Source organism: Allobosea sp. LjRoot237 (assembly GCF_964253285.1).
Classification (GTDB): domain Bacteria; phylum Pseudomonadota; class Alphaproteobacteria; order Rhizobiales; family Beijerinckiaceae; genus Allobosea.
The window spans coordinates 5,521,791-5,538,872 of the sequence record NZ_CAXUQP020000001.1 but is presented as its reverse complement, the minus strand read 5'-3'; the positions used below and the strand labels follow the sequence as shown (position 1 = coordinate 5,538,872).

Genomic DNA, 17,082 nt, shown 5'->3' with positions numbered 1-17,082 from the left:
GACCGGATCAGCGCACGAACTGGTCGTAGATCTTCGCGAATTCGCCGGTCGCCTTGGCGAGATGCAGCCACTGGTCGACGAAGGCCTTGAAGACGATATCGCCGCGCGGCAGCAGATAGCCCATCTCGCCATATTGCAGGGGGGCATCGGGGTTGATGGCGCATAGGCCCGGGCGGATCTTCTCCTGGACCTTGGTCTCGATCGACTCGGCCACCATGATGTCGGCCTTGCCGGCGAGGATCTGGTCCCAGATCGTGACGTTGTCGGGGAAGATCTCGATCTTGGCCTGCTTGAAATTGGCGCGCACGAAGCGTTCGTTGGTGCCGCCCGGATTGACGATCACCCGGGTTTCGGGCTTGTCGATGTCCGCGACGGTCTGGAACTTGGAGACATCGGCGCAGCGCGCGATCGGGGCCTTGCCGTTGATCAGGTAGGGCGCGGAGAAGAAGGCGCGCTTTTGCCGGTCGAGCGTCACCGAGATGCCGCCCATGGCGATGTCGCATTTGCCGGCAGTGAAGTCGTTCATCAGCTCGGCCCATTTCGTCTGCACGAACTTGGCCTCGACGCCGATGGCCTTCGCCAGCGACTTCGCGAGCTCGATGTCGATGCCCTCATAGCTGCCGTCCTTGGCCAGTGTGAACGGCTTGTAGTCGCCGGTGGTGCAGACCTGCAGGGCGCCGCGGCTCTGGATCGCCTCGAGCTGGCTGGCCGGAGCCTGCGCCAGTGCGGCAACGGTGAGGCCAAGCCCTGCGGTGGCGCTCAGCGCCGCGAGCTTCAGGGCCTTGAAGGACGATGTGATCGTCATGGAAATTCCCCTCGGTTTTGCTTATGACGCGCAAGAGAGCAGGGATCGTGCCGGCGATCAATCCGGCCGGCGCGCGCTGCGTTTGCGTGCAGTGCAGCCGCGGCGCTATATGCGGCCGATTGTTTTGTCGTTCCGCCCGAGCAGGCCCGCCGATGACCCTGAAGACCCGCATCATCCCCTGCCTCGACGTCAAGGACGGCCGTGTCGTCAAGGGCGTGCAGTTCCTCGATCTCGTCGATGCCGGCGATCCCGTCGAGGCGGCCAAGGCCTATGACGCAGCCGGCGCCGACGAGCTCTGTTTTCTCGACATCACCGCCAGCAGCGAGGACCGCGGCATCCTGTTCGATGTGGTGACGCGCACGGCCGAAGCCTGCTTCATGCCGCTCACGGTCGGCGGCGGCGTGCGCTCGGTCGAGGACATCCGGCAATTGCTGCTGGCCGGGGCCGACAAGGTCTCGATCATGACCGAGGCGGTGAAGCGCCGTGAGTTCGTGCGTGAAGCCGCGCAGAAATACGGCGCGCAATGCATCGTCGTCGGGATCGACGCCAAGCAGGTTTCGCCCGGTCGCTGGGAAGTTTTCACCCATGGCGGGCGCAACCCGACCGGGCTCGACGCAATCGCCTATGCCCGCGAGGTCGCCTCGTTGGGAGCAGGCGAGATCCTGCTCACCTCGATGGATCGCGATGGCGCCAAGACCGGCTTCGACCTCGACTTGACCCGCCGCGTCGCCGATGCGGTCTCGATCCCGGTCGTCGCCTCGGGCGGCGTCGGCACGCTCGACCATCTCGTGGAGGGCGTGCGCGAGGGCCGCGCCTCGGCCGTGCTGGCGGCCTCGATCTTCCATTTTGGCACCTTCACCATCCCGCAGGCCAAGGCGCATATGGCGGCGGCCGGGCTGGCGATGCGGCTGGATTGACGCGATGACAGCTTTCTCGCTGACCGATCTCGAACGCATCGTCGCCGAGCGCGCCAGCGCCCCGCCCGAGGAATCCTGGACGGCGAAGCTTCTTGCTGCCGGTCCCGAGCGCGCCGCCAAGAAGCTCGGCGAGGAGGCGGTCGAGGCGGTGATTGCCGCCGTGAAGGGCGATCGCGACGAGCTGATCGCCGAGAGCGCCGATCTGCTGTATCATCTTTTGGTCGTGCTCAAGGCGCGCGATGTTGCATTGCGGGACGTCTTGAGCCAGCTTGAGGCCCGTACCGCGCGCTCCGGCCTGGCCGAGAAAGCGGCGCGGCCCCGTTGAAGTCGAGGCGAGTGTCGCGTTGAACCTCGAAGCCTGGAATACGGGGGGCATCATGGACCAGCGTCCGATCGCGGCGCCGCCTGGCCCCGACCTCGTCTCGCCCTATCGCAGCTTCACGCGCGACGAGTGGGCGCATCTGCGCGCCGATGCGCCATTGACGCTTTCGGTCGACGACCTGACCAAGCTGCAGTCGATCAACGACCCGATCTCGCTCGACGAGATCGTGGCGATCTACCTGCCGCTCTCGCGCTTGCTCTCGCTCTACGTCGCCGCGACGCAAGGGCTGTTCAAGGCGACGCAGCGCTTCCTGATGGCCGAGGCCGAGGTCAAGGTCCCCTATGTCATCGGCGTCGCCGGCTCGGTCGCGGTCGGCAAGTCGACCACGGCCCGCGTGCTTAAGGCTTTGCTGTCGCGCTGGCCGAATACGCCCAAGGTCGAGCTCGTCACCACCGACGGCTTCCTCTTGCCCAATGCCGAGCTCGAGCGGCGCGGCCTGATGCAGCGCAAGGGCTTCCCCGAGAGCTATGACAGCGCCGCGATCCTGCGCTTCCTCTCCGAGGTGAAGGCCGGTAAGCGCGCCGTCAGCGCGCCGGTCTATTCGCATCTGGTCTACGACGTGGTGCCGGGCGAGCAGGTCACGGTCGAGCGGCCGGACATCCTGATCCTCGAAGGGCTCAATGTGCTGCAGGCGAGCCGCCTGCCGAAGGACGGCACGATCATCCCGTTCGTCTCGGACTTCTTCGACTTCTCGGTCTATCTCGACGCGGACGAGAATGACCTGCACCGCTGGTACGTCAATCGCTTCATGACGCTGCGCCAGACCGCCTTCCGCGATCCGCGCTCCTTCTTCCGCAAATATGCCGAGATCGGCGAGGAGGAGGCGCTCTCGATTGCCGAGAACCTCTGGACCGGCATCAACCTACCGAATTTGCGCGAGAACATCGTGCCGACCCGCCAGCGCGCCGGCCTGATCCTGACCAAGGGCGCGAGCCATCGCATCCAGCAGGTCGCGCTGCGGCGGCTGTAACGCGGGCGTGAAACCGCCGGTTCTGAAGCCGCTATGACGACCTATGTCGCCCTCCTGCACTCGATCGTGCTCGGCCCCGGCAAGCGCCTGGTGATGGCGGATCTGAAGGCCATGGCTGCGGAGCTCGGTTTTGGCGATCCGCGCACCTGGGTCGCCACCGGCAATCTGATCTTCGAGGGCGACGACGCGCCCCTCGCGGCGATCGAGAGCCGCTTGGAAGCGGCTTTCCGCGCCCGGTTCGGCAAGCATGTCGATATCATCCTGCGCACCGCGCAGGACTGGCGGCGGCTCGCCGCCAAAAATCCCTTTCCGGGCGGGAACGGCGCCGATATCGGCATCCGCGTCATGCGAAAACCACTCGGACCAGGCGCCTTGGCCATGCTCGGCAGGATCGCCGCGCCCGGCATTGCGCTCGCCCTCGCGGACGGCGATTTATGGATCGATTTCGGCGGCAAACCGAGCGAGGCGAAGCTGCTCTCGCATCTGACGACCAAAAAGCTCGGCATCGGCACGCTGCGCAACGCCAATACCGTCAATGCTCTTGTCGCGATGCTGGACTGATGCGCCAGCCAGTTCGTTCGGCGCGATAGGAACTATTGGCGGTGCTGGAGCAGCTCGATCTTTCCGCCCTTGGCCTGATGGCCGGAGCGGCCTTCGTCGCCGCGACGCTGCTGCCGGCCCAGTCGGAGGCCGTCTTCGTCGGGCTACTGGCGGCAAAGACCGTCGATCCGACATTCCTCTTCATCGTCGCCTCGCTCGCCAATACGGCCGGCTCGGTCGTCAACTGGTGGCTCGGTCGGCTGATCGCGACAGGCGGCGTCGAGCGCCTGCCCGTGCGGCTGCGACCGGATCCGGTGCGCTTCGCCAAGGCGCAGGGCTGGTTCGCCCGTTTCGGCTGGCCGTCCTTGCTCTTCGCCTGGCTGCCGATCGGCGGCGACCCGCTGACCTTCGTCGCAGGCTCGCTGAACTATCCGCTTCTGCGCTTCATTCTGCTCGTGTTCATCGGCAAAGCGGCGCGCTATGCCCTGCTCTGGGCCGGCTGGGTGGCTGCGTCATAAGCATTTGCGCGCTTTCGCCTCTCGGGCTACCAGCAAGGCCCATTCTGATGGAGACCAGATCATGAGCATCAAGCGCATCGCCCCCGGCCCGCGCATGTCGAAGGCCGTCGTGCATGGCAACACGGTCTATCTCGCCGGTCAGGTCGCCGACAAGGCGGCCGGCAAGAGCGTCGGCGAGCAGACCAAGGACATCCTCTCGATCATCGACGGGCTTCTCGCTGAGGCCGGCACCGATAAGTCGAAGCTGTTGATGGTCAACATCTGGCTCTCCGACATCTCGACCTTCGCCGAGATGAACGCGGTCTGGGACGGTTGGGTCTCGGCGGGCAACACGCCTGGCCGCGCCACGGTCGAGGCCAAGCTCGCCGGCCCGCAATACACCGTCGAGATCGCGGTCATCGCCGCGATCTGACCCGCGGTTGCACCGGGGTGGCGGTCCCGAATTCATGAATCCGGAACTCGCCACCATCCTGGCGCGGGTCTCGCAGCGCGAGGGGGTCCCCCCCGCGCTGCTGCTTGGCGTCCTCGCCTCGATGGCAGCGCCTGGCAAAACTGATTTCAGCCGAATCGAGCATGATCTCCTTCGCAAAGCCGGCGACTACAAGGCTCTTCATGCCCGCCTGCTGAAGCCGTCCGGCGTCGATCCCGAACTCGATCGCTTGCGCACGGAGGCGGCGCGTCTGCTGGCCGAAGGGCGTCTTGCGGAGGTGGACCGCATCCTGGCTCAGGCGGAGCAGCGAAACCTCGACGGCACGATCGCACTCGACAAGATGTCGAAGGAGCGGCTTCTGGCGGCCGCGGCTGGCCGTGCCGATCGTGCCGCCGCGGCGATCCTGCAACTCAATCCGAAAGCCTATGGCGAGGCGGCGGAGCGCTTCGCCGAAGCGGCGCTGATCGCGGCTTCGGCCGACGCCGAGAGTGGGCGCGGCTATGCCTGGATGCAGGCCGATGCGCTGGCGCGCAAGGGCGCCGACTTTTCCGACAGGTCCGCTTTCGTCGCTGCGATCGAGCAATTGCGTGGCATGCTCGCCAAGCTCGACAATTTCGATGAGACCGTGCCCTGGGCCGAAACGCAGCTCCGGTTGGCGCGTTCGCTCACCGGCCTGTCGCATTATGAGGGCGGCGGCGCCCTGCTCCGCCAGGTGGTCGAGATCTATCGCACGACGCTGGAGGATCTGACCCGGGCCAAGGCGCCACGTCTGTGGGCCGCGCTCCAGACCCGGCTCGGCGAGGCGCTGGCCCGTCTCGGCGAGATGGAGGATGATGCCGGCCTGCTCGAGGAGGGCGTCTCCGCGTTCCGGGCCGGGCTCTCGGGCCTGACGCGGGCCGATATGCCGCGCGAATGGGGCCGGCTGCAATGGGAACTCGGCAAGGCGCATGTCGCGCTCGGCCTGCGCGCCAGCGGCGTAGCCGCGTTCGAAGCCGCTGTGAACTGCTTCAAGCTCGTGCTCGAGGACCGTCCCCGCGAGAGCGTTCCGCTCGATTGGGCCGAGGTGCAGGATCGGATCGGCGCCGCGCTGGTCGGCCTCGCAACCTATTATCGCGAGCCGGTCGTATTGGAAGAGGCGATCGCCGCTTTCGATGCGGCGCTGGAGGTCAGGCGCCGCGAGATCGTGCCCGCGCTCTGGGCGCAGAGTGCGGCCAACCGGGCTGAAGCGCGCCTGGAGCTCGCCGAGCGTATCCGCGACCGTGCCGAGGCCGAGAAGGCGACCACGGAACTCGTCATGGCGATCGAGACGATGCGCGGTCATGATCTTGCGGCCGAAGCCAAGCGGCGCGAACTGAAGCTGCTGCGGGCCGCGGCCCTGGTCGAGACACTCCGGAAGGGCTGATCAGGCGCTGGCTTGCATTGTGGCGAGCCGTTCCAGCGCCTTGTCGAGCGTCGCGTCGTGCTTGGCGAAGCAGAAGCGCACGACATTGCGCACTGCACCCTCGGCATAGAAGGCACTGACGGGAATCGCCGCAACGCCGTGCTCGCTCACGAGCCGCTGGCAGAACGCGACGTCGTCGCCCTCGCCGAGCGGGCCGATGTCGACGTTGAGGAAATAGGTGCCGGCGCTCGGCAGTACGCTGAAGCCGAGATCCGTCAGCCCGGACGCGAACCGGTCTCGCGAACGCTGGAAATCGGTGCGCATCCCCTCGAAATACGCGTCGTCCTTGCCGAGGCCATAGGCGACGGCCGCCTGCAGGTTCGGTGGCGTGGTGAAGGTGATGTATTGATGCGCCTTGGCCAGCACGCGCATCAGCTCCGGCGCCGCCATCACCATCCCGACCTTCCAGCCGGTCAGAGAGAAGATCTTGCCGGCCGAGGAAATCTTGACCGTACGTTCGCGCATACAGGGCCGGCTCATCAGCGGCGCATGGCGGTGACCGTCGAAGACGACATGCTCCCAGACGTCGTCGCAGATCGCGACCGCATCGTGCCGGACGCAGAACGATGCCAGCAGGTCGAGATCGGCCTCGCTGAAGTTGGTCGCGGTCGGGTTGAGCGGATTGTTGAACAGCACCACCCTGGTCTTCGATGAGAACGCCCGCGCCAGCGCCTCCTCGGAGAGCCCGAAGGCGGGCGGGGTCAGCGTCACGAACTTGGGAATGCCCCCGGCGCGGCGGACCAGCGGCAGATAGGCATCGTACATCGGCTCGAACAGCACGACCTCGTCGCCGGGCGAGATGAGCGCCATCAGCGCGCCTGCGATCGCCTCGGTCGCGCCGGAGGTGATCATAACCTCTGCCTCGGGATCGAGTTCGAGCCCCTGCCAATGGCGAAAATGCGCGGCCGTTGCCTGGCGCAGCTCAGGCAGGCCCATCATCGGCGGGTACTGATTCCAGCCGTCGATCACCGCCTCGGCCGCCTTGCGGCGCACATCGAGGGGGCCGGGATCGTCGGGAAAGCCCTGGCCGAGATTGACGGCCTGGTGCTCGCGCGCGAGCCGCGACATTGTTTCGAAGATCGTTGTCGGAAGTGCGGAGAAGATCGGATTCATCGCGGCTTGCTTCAGGTCCGGGAGGCTTGAGTGCCGGCCATAGCACGCGCAACGCCGACGCGCATCGGTTCAGAAAAGCGGCAGAATCTGCGGAGTGATGAATATTGACATTCGTCAGCAGTCAGTATTTTCTACCCCTCAGCCGGTTCACGCCAGCTTCTGCTGCTTCTTCGCCCCTTTGGAGCAGTGGGACGCTGACGTGGATCGGTGAGCTTTTTCCGCCGCCGGGCCACATGCGCCGTTTCCGCCCGGGGCCGAAGCGCGCTAGGCAGGGCTCATGCGCTCTTCTCGTCCAACCCCCGCGCTGATGCTGCTCGGCACCGGTTCCAATGTCGGCAAGTCGCTGCTCGTTGCCGGTCTCTGTCGGCTCTTCGCCGATCGCGGCCTGAAGGTTCGTCCCTTCAAGCCGCAGAACATGTCGAACAACGCCGCTGCCACTGCGCAAGGTGAGATCGGGCGAGCTCAGGCCCTGCAAGCGCGCGCCGCCCGGATCGCGCCCGATGTCGATATGAATCCGGTGCTGCTCAAGCCCGAGAGCGAGCGGGGCAGCCAGATCATCCTGCAGGGTCGCGTCGCCGGCCATCTCGCCTCGGGTGATTTCAGTCGGCGCGGCGACTTCATGCCCAAGGTGCTGGAAAGCTTCGCGCGGTTGAGCGACGGCGCCGATCTGATCCTGGTCGAGGGGGCGGGCTCGCCGGCGGAAACCAATCTGCGCGCCCGCGACATCGCCAATCTCGGTTTCGCTCGCGCGGCCGGCGTTCCGGCCATTCTGATCGGTGACATCGACCGCGGCGGCGTCATAGCCAGCGTGATCGGGACCCATGCCGTGCTCGATTCCGACGACCGGGCGATGATCCGCGGCTTCGCGATCAATCGCTTTCGCGGCGATGTCGGCTTGTTCACGCCGGCGCTCGACACGATCACCAAGGCCACCGGCTGGCCGAGCTTCGGCGTCGTCCCCTGGTTCGCCGATGCCGCGCGCCTGCCGGCCGAGGATGGGCTCGACCTGATGCGGGGCGTGCCGGTCCGTGACGGCGCGCTGAAGATCGTCGTCCCGGTCCTGCCCGGCATCGCCAATTTCGATGATCTCGACCCGCTGAAGCTCGAGCCCGGCGTCGAACTCGTCTTCATCGGGCCGGGCACACCGCTGCCGGGTGATGCCGCCCTGGTGATCCTCGCGGGCTCGAAGACGACGCTGCGTGATCTTGCCCGGTTACGGGAGGAGGGCTGGGATATCGACATCATCGCCCATCGCCGTCGCGGCGGCCATGTGCTCGGCCTGTGCGGCGGCTACCAGATGCTTGGCACGGTCGTGCGCGATCCGCTCGGCCTGGAAGGGCCGGCGGGGGCGGCCCCTGGGCTCGGCCTGCTCGATATCGAGACAGAGCTGACGCCCGACAAGACCGTTCGGGAGGTTGCGGTCGAACATCCCGGCAGCGGTGCCATCGGCCGCGCCTACGAAATCCATCTCGGCGCCAGCGACGGACCGGACCGGTCACGGGCGCCATTTAGGGTCGAAGGGCGGCCGGAAGGCGCTCGCAGCGCCGACGGCCGGGTGGTCGGGACCTATCTCCATGGCGTCCTGACATCGGACCCGCTGCGCCGGGCCTGGCTCGAAAATCTGGCAGGAAAACCGCTCGCGACCGGAGAGGCCTACGAACCCGCGGTCGAGGCGGCGCTCGACCGGCTGGCAGAGCATCTGGAGCGATATCTCGACACCGCCGCGCTGCTCGAACTGGCGCGGTCGCGATCCAGAGATTGAAGGCTGCTCGGCGAAAAACTGTCAGGAGCGGACAAATAAAGCTTTGCCGTTCAATTTGTTGACGACTGACGAAATTCGTCATACTCAACAATGGCGTCCGCAGACGGCCTATGGGAACAAGTCACCAGACCGGGAAGTTGCCCCTGGCATGAGCACAATAGAGCGCGATACACGGCACGAGATCATCGACGTCGCCGAGCGGTTCTTCCGCCAGATCGGCTACCAGAAGACCACTGTCGCCGACATCGCCAAGTCGCTGCGCATGAGCCCGGCAAATGTCTATCGTTTCTTCGACTCCAAGAAGGCGATCAACGAGGCGGTCGCCGAGCGCTCGATGATCGAACTCGAGGCTACCGTCGCCGCGATCGCGGCCGAAAAGCGCCCCGCCGCCGAACGTTTGCGCGATATCCTCGCTGCGACCTGCCGCATCAACGCCGCCCGTTATCTCGACAATCACCGCCTGCACGAGATGGTCGCCTGCGCCATGGAGGAGAGCTGGGACGTCGTGCGGGGCCATATCGAGCGTTATGACGCGATCCTGCGCGTCGTCGTCGCCGATGGTGTCGCCAAGGGCGAGTTCACCGCCCGCGATCCGATCACGGCGACCCATTGCGTGCGCATGGCGATGTTGCGCTTCTGTCACCCGCTCCTGCTCGGCCAGTGCGCTGAATTGCCGGGCCCGAGCATCGAGGAGATGATCGACTTCATCCTCGCCGGGCTGGGTGCCGGGCGACAGGTCGCCTGACCCACCGGCTCCGCCTGCGTTGACAAGGCGGTGAGGGAGCGGGATACCCCGCCGCACATGCTGACCCTCTCCAAACAAAGCGCCAAGAAGCTCGCCGTCATCGTCCATGACCTGGCGATGACCGCGCTCGCGATCGTCTTCGTCTTCGCCGTGCGCTTCGAGGGCTGGCTGTTCGAGGAGCGGATGCGGCAATTGCCGACGATCCTGCCCTTCTTCGTTGCCTATGCCGGAGCAGTCTACTGGTTTTTCCAGCTCTATCGCTCGAAATGGCGCTTCGCCTCGCTGCCGGATCTGTCGAACATCGTCCGAGCGGTCACGGTCCTGACCCTGACCTTGCTGGTCGTCGACTACGTCCTCGTTGCGCCGAATCTCTATGGCTACTTCTTCTTCGGCAAGATCACGATCGTTCTCTATTGGCTGGTCCAGATCGCGCTGCTCGGAGGCCCGCGCCTGGCCTATCGCTATTTCAGATACTCCCGCACCAAGCATCAGGCGGCGCGCGAAGCGACGCTGCCAGCCCTGCTCCTGGGCCGTGGCGTCGATATCGAGATGGTGATCCGCGCCATGGAATCGGGGACCATGGGCAAGATGCGTCCGGCAGGCATTCTCTCACCGCGCAGTGACGATCTCGGGCAATCCATCCGGGGCGTGCCGGTGCTCGGCCTGCTCTCGCAGATGGAGATAGTCGCAGCCGACGCCAGTGAGCGCGGCGAGCCGTTCCGCCGCATCGTCGCAACGCCGAGCGCCCTGGCGCCGGAGGCCGAGCCGGACAAGTGGTTGGCGAAGACGCGCAAGCTCGCCATCCCGATCTCGCGCCTCGATACGCTCGGCGAGAGCGTACGTGGCAATGAGCTGGCGCCGTTGGAGATCGAGGATCTTTTGGTGCGCCCATCGATCAAGATCGACCGCGAGCGGCTCGAAGGCTTCCTCAAGGGCAAGCGCGTCATCGTCACCGGTGGCGGCGGCTCGATCGGTTCCGAGATCTGCCTGCGTTGTGCCGCCTTCGGTGCGACGGAGCTGCTTGTCGTCGAGAATTCCGAGCCGGCGCTGTTTCACGTCACCGAGGCGCTGGCGGTGCAGGATCTGCCGATTCGGGTCACCGGCGCGCTTGCCGATGTCCGCGACGAAGCCCGCATCGGCCCGCTGTTCAAGGCGTTCGCGCCCGATATCGTGATCCATGCCGCCGCCTTGAAGCATGTGCCTTATCTCGAAGCCGATTGGGGCGAAGGCATCAAGACCAATATCTTCGGCTCGGTCGCCGCCATCGAGGCGACAATCGCCGCCGGCGCCGGCATCTTCGTGATGATCTCGACCGACAAGGCGATCGAGCCGGTCTCGATGCTCGGCGCGACCAAGCGCTTCGCCGAGATGTATGCCCAGGCTCGCGACGCGGAATTCGCCGCTGGCAATCGCGGCACGCGTCTCGTTGCGGTCCGCTTCGGCAACGTGCTCGGCTCGGTCGGCTCGGTCGTGCCGAAGTTCAAGGCGCAGATCGAGCGCGGTGGACCGGTCACCGTGACCAGCCCGGATATGATCCGTTACTTCATGACCATCCGCGAGGCCTGCGATCTGGTGCTGACCGCCGCGTCGCATGCGCCCGAGCACGAGGCGCAGGATGAGCGCGCCGCCGTCTACGTCCTGAAGATGGGCCAGCCGCTCAAGATCATCGATCTCGCCGAGCGCATGATCCGCCTCGCAGGCTACGAGCCCGGCGTCGACATCGAGGTCGCGATCACCGGCGTCAGACCGGGCGAGCGCCTGAACGAGATCCTCTTCGCCAAGGATGAGCCGATGGCCGAGACCGGGCTGGACGGCGTCATGGCGGCCAAGCCGATCTTCGCCGGCCGCGCCCGCCTGCAGAGCTGGCTGGGCGAGCTGGAGCGGGCGCTCGCGGCGCAGGACAGGCTCGGCGCGGAGGCAGTGCTCGAAGCGGCGATTCCGGATTTCAGCCGGCGTCAGTCGGGCTCGCCGCCAATCGTGCCAGAGCAGCTTTCGTCTCCGCAGGCGGTCGCCAGCCAGCGCTGAGCAAGGCGCCGGGAGAAGCGACGAGTCCTTTGGCCAGGCGCTCAAAGGCGGCGGAACGCCCGGCGAGCTGCGCCGCCAGTGCGAGCAGAGGCGGCGGAACCGCGATCAGCCCGGGCTCTCGCCCGAGGCCGGCCCGCATCGCGGCGAGCATCTCGGCGACCGATAGAGGCTCCGGATCGGCGACGATGTAGCTGCGCCTTGCCGGGCAGGCTTCGCTCAGCGCGAAAGCGACCGCCGCGGCGAGATTCTCGACCGCCAGCAACGAGCGCTTGGCCGACAAGGCGCCGAGCGGCAGCGGTATGGGTAGTCGCGCCAGCTTCAGCAGCGCCGCCATATTGGCCTTCACACCCGGCCCGTAGACCAGCACCGGCCGCAGCGCGATCCAGTCGATATCGAGGCCAGCGAGCCCCTCTTCGGCTGCTAGCTTGGACCGGCCATAGGCGTCTGTCGGTGCAGGTGGATCAACCTCGCTCAACAGTTGATCGCTGATCGGTCCGCTCTGCGCCCGGATCGAGGACAGGAAGACGAAGCGCCGGATTCCGACCGCCTGCGCCGCCCGTGCCAGCGCCAGCGTTGCATCGGTGTTGACCGCCCGGTAGCGCTCTTCGGGGATCGTGCCGTCGGCATGGGCGAGCCCGGCGCTATGGACGACGAGATCGACGCTCTTGAGCAGCGGCCGCCAGGCGATCGGCGTGCCGAGGTCGCCGATCGCGACCCGTTCGACACCGGCGATGCTAGGCGTCGTGCTACGGCCTGCTGTCCGCAGTCGGTAGCCGCGGGCGATGAGGTCGTGAAGCAGATGCCGGCCGACGAAGCCGCTGGCCCCGGTGAGCAGGACGCGTTCGCCGCTCACGGCCGCACCCGTTTGCGGGAGAAGCGACGCAGAAGGGCGCCGGTCAGCGTCAATGCGGCCAGCAAGCAGCCGAGCTGAGCCCAGAACGCGGGCAGGGCGATGCTGACCGCCGCGAGCGCGATCAGGCAAAGATTGAGCAGGGCCACCTGCGCGACGATCTCGATGACCTTAAAGCCATTATCGGTCGCCTGCTGGTAGAAGTGCGAGCGGTGCGCCTGCCAGACTTTCTCGCCGCGCGCGAGGCGGCGGAAGAGCGTGATGGTCGAATCCATGACATGATAGAGCGGCAGGATCAGCGCTGCGGTCAGTGCGCCGGTGCCCGCCAAGCGGTAAAGCAGATAAGCCCCGAGCAATCCCAGCGGTAGTGCCCCGACATCGCCGAGAAAGATACGCGCCATCGGCTTGTTGAACGGGGCGAAGCCGAGGAGCCCACCGAACAGCGCCGCGGCGAGGAGGCCGGTGGCGGGGTCGGTGAGGCCATAACTCCCCGCGAGCGCGAGCGCGCCGGTCAGCGGTACCAGCCCCGCCAGCGTGATCCAGTCGATCCCGTCGATGAAGTTGACGAGGTTGACGAACCAGACGCCGGCGATCAAGGCGAGACCGCGCTCCACCCAGAGCGGCAGCGCGTCCGGCAGCAGGCGCATCTCAGGCGCGGTGTAGAACACGACGATGCCGACGCAGAAAATCTGCAACGGCAGACGTAAGGCCGGGGAGAGCGGTCTGATATCGTCCCAGGCGCCGACGAGCGCCAGCAGCGCAGCCGCAGCCATCACGAGGACGAGACCCTGCTTCGCGTTTGCCTCCATGGGGATGAGGGCCAGCGCCAGGCTCAATGCCAGGAAAGCACCGGCGAGCACGGCGATGCCGCCACCCTGCGGCGTCGGTGTGCGGTGGCTGGAGCGCGCATTCGGCCGCGCCAGCGCATAGCGCATCATCAGGGGCCGCAAACCTAAGCACAGCGCAAAGGCGAGGCCGGCGGCAAGCGCGATCAGCAGGATGGGGGCGAAGCGTTCCAAGGCGCGCGGACCATAGCCATACCGGGCCTTGCTGCAAGCGGCTCTTGCATCGGCGAGCACAAAAAGAGAACATGTCTGGCATGGTCGTCGCCGATTCCGTCCTCAATCCGCCGCCTGCCCGGCCGGAGATCACCCGTGCCGTCTGCCGCGGCGCCTCGCGCCATCTGCGCGAGCGCGGCTATGCCATCGTCAAGGAGATGACCTTCGCCAACGGCAGGCGCGGCGACATCGTTGCGCTCTCGCCCTCGGGCGAACTGCTCGTCGTCGAGGTCAAGTCCGGGATCGAGGACTACCGGGTCGACGGCAAATGGCCTGATTATCGCGATTATTGCGACGGTTTCCTGTTCGCGGTCGCGCCCGAATTCCCGCTGGACATCCTGCCCGAGGACGTCGGCCTGATCATCGCTGACGCCTGGGGCGGCGAGATGCTGCGCGAGCCGCCGCGCCATCAACTGGCCCCGGCACGCCGCAAGATGCTGACCATCGCCTTCGCCAGGCTCGCGGCGGGGCGGCTGGCGGTCAGCGAGGATCCGGGCCTGGGTTGAAAGCTGCGCCGGTTGCTGGGGGATCGGATTACCGCTTTGGAGCGCATGACCTAAGGTAAGAATTGAGTTAGCGATTCCGGTCCGCCGACAATCCGTGGGGACCGGAATGGTGCTGAAGCCCTGGTTTACCGTCGCCGTGTTCGGAGCCCTCGTGGCAGGCACAGCTTCCGCCGAGACGCCTGAATCGATTGTCCGCGGGATATACGCGGGTGGCCTGACACAGAGCTCGATCGGGCGACTGCGCTCTCCGGAGAAACGCGCCCGCTATTTTCAGCCGGGCCTCATCAAATTGCTAGCTGCTGACGATCGGACCGAAAACCTCTGCATCGATTTCGCCATCACGAGCAGCGGGCAGGATTACGACGACAAGGAAATCACGCGCACCTTGCGGATCGAGACCAAAGCTGACGGCAATCGCACCGCCATCGACGTTCGTTTCCGGACCTTCGGCGAGCCGAACCATATCCGTTACGATTTTGTGCGCGCGGGCGATCTCTGGAAGATCGCCGACATCGCCTCGCTCAGTCATCGCTGGCGCTTGTCGAAGCTACGCTGCTGAGCAGCACCGCTCCGCGATCGACGTCAGCCTGCCTTGTGGCGTTCCGGCAAATTGAGCGCCTTCGGGCCGATGTTCAGGCTGATCTGCAGGCTGTCGGCGATGCGATGGGCGCGGTCGACGAACAGGAAGGCGGCCGGGCCGGTACAGAGTTCGGAAACCGTCGTCTCGAACAGTGAAAGCCAGCGCTCGAAATGCTGCATCTCGAGCGGGAGCGGCATATGGACTTGTTGCGGCTTGCCGCGATAGCGCCCGCTCATCAGCGTTACCGACGACCAGAAGTCGCACAGCTTGGCGAGATGCGGCCCCCAGTCCTCGCCGAGCTTGGCGAGGAAGATCGGGCCGATCAGCGGGTCCTGGCGCACGCGGCCGTAGAAGGTCTCGACGAGCTCCGCGATCAGCTCTTCCGAAATACGCTCCGGCAGCGGAGCAGAGCCTTGCCCAGAAAAGCGGTCACCGGTTTTCTGCACAGGCAGGGCTCTCAAAACCTCAGACTCATCGCGGGGCGCGTTTGGCCAGGATGCGCTGCAGCGTCCGGCGGTGCATGCCGAGCCGGCGCGCCGTCTCGGAGACGTTGCGGTTGCACAGTTCGTAGACGCGCTGGATGTGCTCCCAGCGGACGCGATCGGCCGACATCGGGTTCTCCGGCGGCACCGGGCGCGCATTCGGCCCGGCGGCCAAGGCCGAATGGATCTCGTCGGCATCGGCGGGCTTGGCCAGGAAGTCGAAGGCACCGAGCTTCACCGCGCTCACCGCCGTCGCGATATTGCCGTAGCCGGTCAGGACGACGCCGCGCGCATCCGGGCGCTTTTCCTTGAGGCGGGCGATCACGTCGAGCCCGTTGCCATCACCGAGGCGCAGGTCGATCACCGCGAAGGCCGGCGCCTCCTCCTCGACGGCCGCGAGCCCGGCCTGGACTGATTCGGCTGTTCTCACTGAATAGCCCCGCCCTTCCATGGCGCGCGCAAGGCGGTTCAGGAACGGCTTGTCGTCGTCGACGAGCAGGAGGGACATGTCCCTGCCGGCATTGTCGGTGAGCTCGCCTGTCGTCGGCGCCGTGTCCATCGCCATCATCTCCTCCGGGCGACCTGCCCGGCTCACTATCGATTGTATCGATTGCGCGACGCGTTGAAACGCCGCAACGCCTCATTCTGTCGCATATGGGGCCAAAAGCTCCGAGTTTGAAGGTCCAGCCGGCCGGTCGTCGCGCTCAAAAACCGCGCGCAGCCAGGTGATTCGGACGCTGGCGCCCGTCGCCGGCAGCGGCAGGTTGGAGAATTCGAGCGTCGCGCCACTGCGTTCCAGCAGCGTTTTGGCGATGAACAGGCCAAGCCCGAGGCCGCCGCCGGCGCGTGATTCCTTGGCATGCGAGCGCGAGAGATAAGGATCACCCGCCCGCATCAGCACTTCGGGCGTGAAGCCCGGCCCGTCATCGGCGATCGTCAGGAGGACGGCGCCTTCGGTCCACTGTGCCGTGATCGTCACCTTCGAGCCGGCGAAGTCGACGGCATTGTCGACGATGTTGCCGAGCCCGTAGATCATGCCCGGATTGCGCCGGCAGACCGGCTCGGGCTTCTCGCCGACGAGCGCGATCTCGAAGGGCACGCCGAAGGGGCGCTGCGGTCCGGCCGCCTCCTCGATCAGCAGGCTGAGCGAGAGCTGGTCGAGCGGCCCGGCATCGTCGTCCTGCAGCGAGGCGAGCTTGCCCAAAATGCCGCGGCAGCGCTCGACCTGTTCGCGCAACAAGGTGATGTCCTCCGCCATCTCGCCTTCGGCCGGGGCGAGCCGAGAAAGCTCGCGGGCGACCAGCGCGATGGTGGCGAGCGGCGTGCCGAGTTCGTGGGCGGCTGCGGCCGCGAGCCCATCGAGCTGCGAGAGATGCTGTTCGCGCGCCAGCACCAGCTCGGTCGCGGCCAACGCTTCCGAGAGGTCGCGAGCCTCCTTGGCGACGCGCCAGGCATAGATGCCGGTGAAGCCGAGCCCGAGCAGCAGGGCGATCCAGTTGCCGACCTGGTATTGCGGCGGCAGCACTGGCCGGTCCGCGCCGGCCCAGGGCAGGGGCCAGTGCAGGAAGACGAGCAAGGTAGCGAGCCCGGCGGCGAGCAGGCCGAGCGCCAGCGTGTGCCGCGGCGGCAGCGCCGTCGCCGAGATCATCACCGGCGCCAGGAACAGGATCGCGAACGGATTCTGCAGGCCGCCGGTGAGGTAGAGCAGCGCCGCGAGCTGGAGGATGTCGAAGCCGAGCAGCGCCGTCGCAGCGCCCTCGCGCAACCTGTGGCTGAGCGGGAAGCGGATGCGCAGCGCGATGTTGAGCCAGGCCGAGACCGCTATGACCAGGAAGCACCAGCCGAAGGGCAGGGAGAAGCCGAGGCCGAAATGGACGCCAGCGACGGCGACGCTCTGGCCGGCGATCGCCAGCCAGCGCAAGCGCACCAGCGTATCGAGCCGCAAATGGCGCGGCATG

The 17,082-nt window shown here is 66.5% G+C and carries 19 protein-coding genes; 12 read left to right on the top strand and 7 right to left on the bottom strand.

Going from position 1 to position 17,082, the window contains the following annotated elements; genetic code table 11:
• Nucleotides 1-7 precede the first annotated feature (7 nt).
• Nucleotides 8-805 carry a transporter substrate-binding domain-containing protein gene (locus ACSQ24_RS26855; RefSeq protein WP_436097648.1) on the bottom strand — a complete coding sequence of 266 codons (798 nt, stop codon included), beginning with the start codon at nt 803-805 and terminating at the stop codon, nt 8-10.
• Nucleotides 806-957: 152 nt separating this feature from the next.
• On the opposite strand from ACSQ24_RS26855, the gene hisF reads away from it, so the two are divergent.
• The 7 genes from hisF (at nt 958) to ACSQ24_RS26820 (ending at nt 5,964) form a co-directional block, all read left to right on the top strand.
• Complete coding sequence (hisF, locus tag ACSQ24_RS26850) at nt 958-1,722, top strand: imidazole glycerol phosphate synthase subunit HisF (RefSeq protein ID WP_436097647.1); 765 nt, start codon at nt 958-960, stop codon at nt 1,720-1,722.
• Nucleotides 1,723-1,726: 4 nt separating this feature from the next.
• Complete coding sequence (locus ACSQ24_RS26845) at nt 1,727-2,047, top strand: phosphoribosyl-ATP diphosphatase (protein WP_436097646.1); 321 nt, start codon at nt 1,727-1,729, stop codon at nt 2,045-2,047.
• Between the two features lie 52 nt (nt 2,048-2,099).
• The gene (gene coaA, locus ACSQ24_RS26840) at nt 2,100-3,074 is read left to right on the top strand and encodes a type I pantothenate kinase (protein WP_436097645.1); all 975 of its coding nucleotides are present in this window, start codon (nt 2,100-2,102) and stop codon (nt 3,072-3,074) included.
• Nucleotides 3,075-3,107: 33 nt separating this feature from the next.
• Entirely contained in the window at nt 3,108-3,635 is a 528-nt protein-coding gene (locus tag ACSQ24_RS26835; RefSeq protein WP_436097644.1) for a DUF1697 domain-containing protein, read from the top strand.
• Nucleotides 3,636-3,676: 41 nt separating this feature from the next.
• Nucleotides 3,677-4,132, top strand: a complete 456-nt coding sequence (locus tag ACSQ24_RS26830; protein WP_436097643.1) for a YqaA family protein — start codon at nt 3,677-3,679, stop codon at nt 4,130-4,132.
• A gap of 61 nt (nt 4,133-4,193) precedes the next feature.
• Nucleotides 4,194-4,544 carry a RidA family protein gene (locus tag ACSQ24_RS26825; RefSeq protein WP_436097642.1) on the top strand — a complete coding sequence of 117 codons (351 nt, stop codon included), beginning with the start codon at nt 4,194-4,196 and terminating at the stop codon, nt 4,542-4,544.
• 34 nt (nt 4,545-4,578) lie between these two features.
• Nucleotides 4,579-5,964 (top strand): hypothetical protein, encoded by a 1,386-nt coding sequence (locus ACSQ24_RS26820; RefSeq protein WP_436097641.1) that lies wholly within the window; start codon nt 4,579-4,581, stop codon nt 5,962-5,964.
• Here the strand turns inward: ACSQ24_RS26820 and ACSQ24_RS26815 are convergent, their stop codons facing one another.
• A complete protein-coding gene (locus ACSQ24_RS26815) occupies nt 5,965-7,116 on the bottom strand; it encodes an aminotransferase (protein WP_436097640.1) in 1,152 nt (383 codons plus the stop codon).
• Nucleotides 7,117-7,393: 277 nt separating this feature from the next.
• On the opposite strand from ACSQ24_RS26815, the gene ACSQ24_RS26810 reads away from it, so the two are divergent.
• The 3 genes from ACSQ24_RS26810 to ACSQ24_RS26800 all read left to right on the top strand — a co-directional run bounded on the left by ACSQ24_RS26810 (nt 7,394) and on the right by ACSQ24_RS26800 (nt 11,648).
• Complete coding sequence (locus tag ACSQ24_RS26810) at nt 7,394-8,878, top strand: cobyric acid synthase (protein ID WP_436097639.1); 1,485 nt, start codon at nt 7,394-7,396, stop codon at nt 8,876-8,878.
• A gap of 148 nt (nt 8,879-9,026) precedes the next feature.
• A complete protein-coding gene (locus ACSQ24_RS26805) occupies nt 9,027-9,623 on the top strand; it encodes a TetR/AcrR family transcriptional regulator (RefSeq protein ID WP_436097638.1) in 597 nt (198 codons plus the stop codon).
• A 57-nt stretch (nt 9,624-9,680) separates the two neighbouring features.
• Nucleotides 9,681-11,648 carry an SDR family NAD(P)-dependent oxidoreductase gene (locus tag ACSQ24_RS26800; protein WP_436097637.1) on the top strand — a complete coding sequence of 656 codons (1,968 nt, stop codon included), beginning with the start codon at nt 9,681-9,683 and terminating at the stop codon, nt 11,646-11,648.
• On the opposite strand, the gene ACSQ24_RS26795 is transcribed toward ACSQ24_RS26800, so the two are convergent.
• Together ACSQ24_RS26795 and ACSQ24_RS26790 are read right to left on the bottom strand one after the other, a co-directional pair.
• A complete protein-coding gene (locus ACSQ24_RS26795) occupies nt 11,569-12,501 on the bottom strand; it encodes an NAD-dependent epimerase/dehydratase family protein (RefSeq protein WP_436097636.1) in 933 nt (310 codons plus the stop codon). The genes ACSQ24_RS26800 and ACSQ24_RS26795 overlap by 80 nt on opposite strands.
• On the bottom strand, nt 12,498-13,517 hold the full coding sequence (locus tag ACSQ24_RS26790; RefSeq protein WP_436097635.1) for a glycosyl transferase: 1,020 nt from the start codon (nt 13,515-13,517) through the stop codon (nt 12,498-12,500). Before ACSQ24_RS26790 ends, ACSQ24_RS26795 begins: the two co-directional genes overlap by 4 nt.
• Nucleotides 13,518-13,588: 71 nt before the next feature.
• Here ACSQ24_RS26790 and ACSQ24_RS26785 point away from each other — a divergent pair, with 71 nt between their 5' ends.
• Both ACSQ24_RS26785 and ACSQ24_RS26780 read left to right on the top strand, forming a co-directional pair.
• On the top strand, nt 13,589-14,062 hold the full coding sequence (locus ACSQ24_RS26785; RefSeq protein WP_436097634.1) for an MmcB family DNA repair protein: 474 nt from the start codon (nt 13,589-13,591) through the stop codon (nt 14,060-14,062).
• 106 nt (nt 14,063-14,168) lie between these two features.
• Entirely contained in the window at nt 14,169-14,621 is a 453-nt protein-coding gene (locus tag ACSQ24_RS26780; protein ID WP_436097633.1) for a hypothetical protein, read from the top strand.
• 23 nt (nt 14,622-14,644) lie between these two features.
• On the opposite strand, the gene ACSQ24_RS26775 is transcribed toward ACSQ24_RS26780, so the two are convergent.
• The 3 genes from ACSQ24_RS26775 to ACSQ24_RS26765 all read right to left on the bottom strand — a co-directional run bounded on the left by ACSQ24_RS26775 (nt 14,645) and on the right by ACSQ24_RS26765 (nt 17,081).
• Nucleotides 14,645-15,088 carry a group III truncated hemoglobin gene (locus tag ACSQ24_RS26775; protein ID WP_436097632.1) on the bottom strand — a complete coding sequence of 148 codons (444 nt, stop codon included), beginning with the start codon at nt 15,086-15,088 and terminating at the stop codon, nt 14,645-14,647.
• Nucleotides 15,089-15,113: 25 nt separating this feature from the next.
• Entirely contained in the window at nt 15,114-15,689 is a 576-nt protein-coding gene (locus tag ACSQ24_RS26770; protein ID WP_436097631.1) for an ActR/PrrA/RegA family redox response regulator transcription factor, read from the bottom strand.
• A 75-nt stretch (nt 15,690-15,764) separates the two neighbouring features.
• Entirely contained in the window at nt 15,765-17,081 is a 1,317-nt protein-coding gene (locus ACSQ24_RS26765) for an ActS/PrrB/RegB family redox-sensitive histidine kinase (RefSeq protein ID WP_436097977.1), read from the bottom strand.
• Nucleotide 17,082 lies beyond the last annotated feature (1 nt).

What these genes read in the sequence shown, in the direction of transcription:
- coaA (WP_436097645.1), top strand. Translation starts at nt 2,100, where the DNA reads ATGGACCAGCGTCCGATCGCGGCGCCGCCTGGCCCCGACCTCGTCTCG.
- ACSQ24_RS26780 (WP_436097633.1), top strand. Translation starts at nt 14,169, where the DNA reads ATGGTGCTGAAGCCCTGGTTTACCGTCGCCGTGTTCGGAGCCCTCGTG.
- ACSQ24_RS26765 (WP_436097977.1), bottom strand. Translation starts at nt 17,081, where the DNA reads ATGCCGCGCCATTTGCGGCTCGATACGCTGGTGCGCTTGCGCTGGCTG.
- ACSQ24_RS26810 (WP_436097639.1), top strand. Translation starts at nt 7,394, where the DNA reads ATGCGCTCTTCTCGTCCAACCCCCGCGCTGATGCTGCTCGGCACCGGT.
- ACSQ24_RS26835 (WP_436097644.1), top strand. Translation starts at nt 3,108, where the DNA reads ATGACGACCTATGTCGCCCTCCTGCACTCGATCGTGCTCGGCCCCGGC.
- ACSQ24_RS26805 (WP_436097638.1), top strand. Translation starts at nt 9,027, where the DNA reads ATGAGCACAATAGAGCGCGATACACGGCACGAGATCATCGACGTCGCC.
- ACSQ24_RS26825 (WP_436097642.1), top strand. Translation starts at nt 4,194, where the DNA reads ATGAGCATCAAGCGCATCGCCCCCGGCCCGCGCATGTCGAAGGCCGTC.
- ACSQ24_RS26800 (WP_436097637.1), top strand. Translation starts at nt 9,681, where the DNA reads ATGCTGACCCTCTCCAAACAAAGCGCCAAGAAGCTCGCCGTCATCGTC.
- ACSQ24_RS26845 (WP_436097646.1), top strand. Translation starts at nt 1,727, where the DNA reads ATGACAGCTTTCTCGCTGACCGATCTCGAACGCATCGTCGCCGAGCGC.
- ACSQ24_RS26785 (WP_436097634.1), top strand. Translation starts at nt 13,589, where the DNA reads ATGTCTGGCATGGTCGTCGCCGATTCCGTCCTCAATCCGCCGCCTGCC.
- ACSQ24_RS26855 (WP_436097648.1), bottom strand. Translation starts at nt 805, where the DNA reads ATGACGATCACATCGTCCTTCAAGGCCCTGAAGCTCGCGGCGCTGAGC.
- ACSQ24_RS26770 (WP_436097631.1), bottom strand. Translation starts at nt 15,689, where the DNA reads ATGGCGATGGACACGGCGCCGACGACAGGCGAGCTCACCGACAATGCC.
- hisF (WP_436097647.1), top strand. Translation starts at nt 958, where the DNA reads ATGACCCTGAAGACCCGCATCATCCCCTGCCTCGACGTCAAGGACGGC.
- ACSQ24_RS26820 (WP_436097641.1), top strand. Translation starts at nt 4,579, where the DNA reads ATGAATCCGGAACTCGCCACCATCCTGGCGCGGGTCTCGCAGCGCGAG.
- ACSQ24_RS26815 (WP_436097640.1), bottom strand. Translation starts at nt 7,116, where the DNA reads ATGAATCCGATCTTCTCCGCACTTCCGACAACGATCTTCGAAACAATG.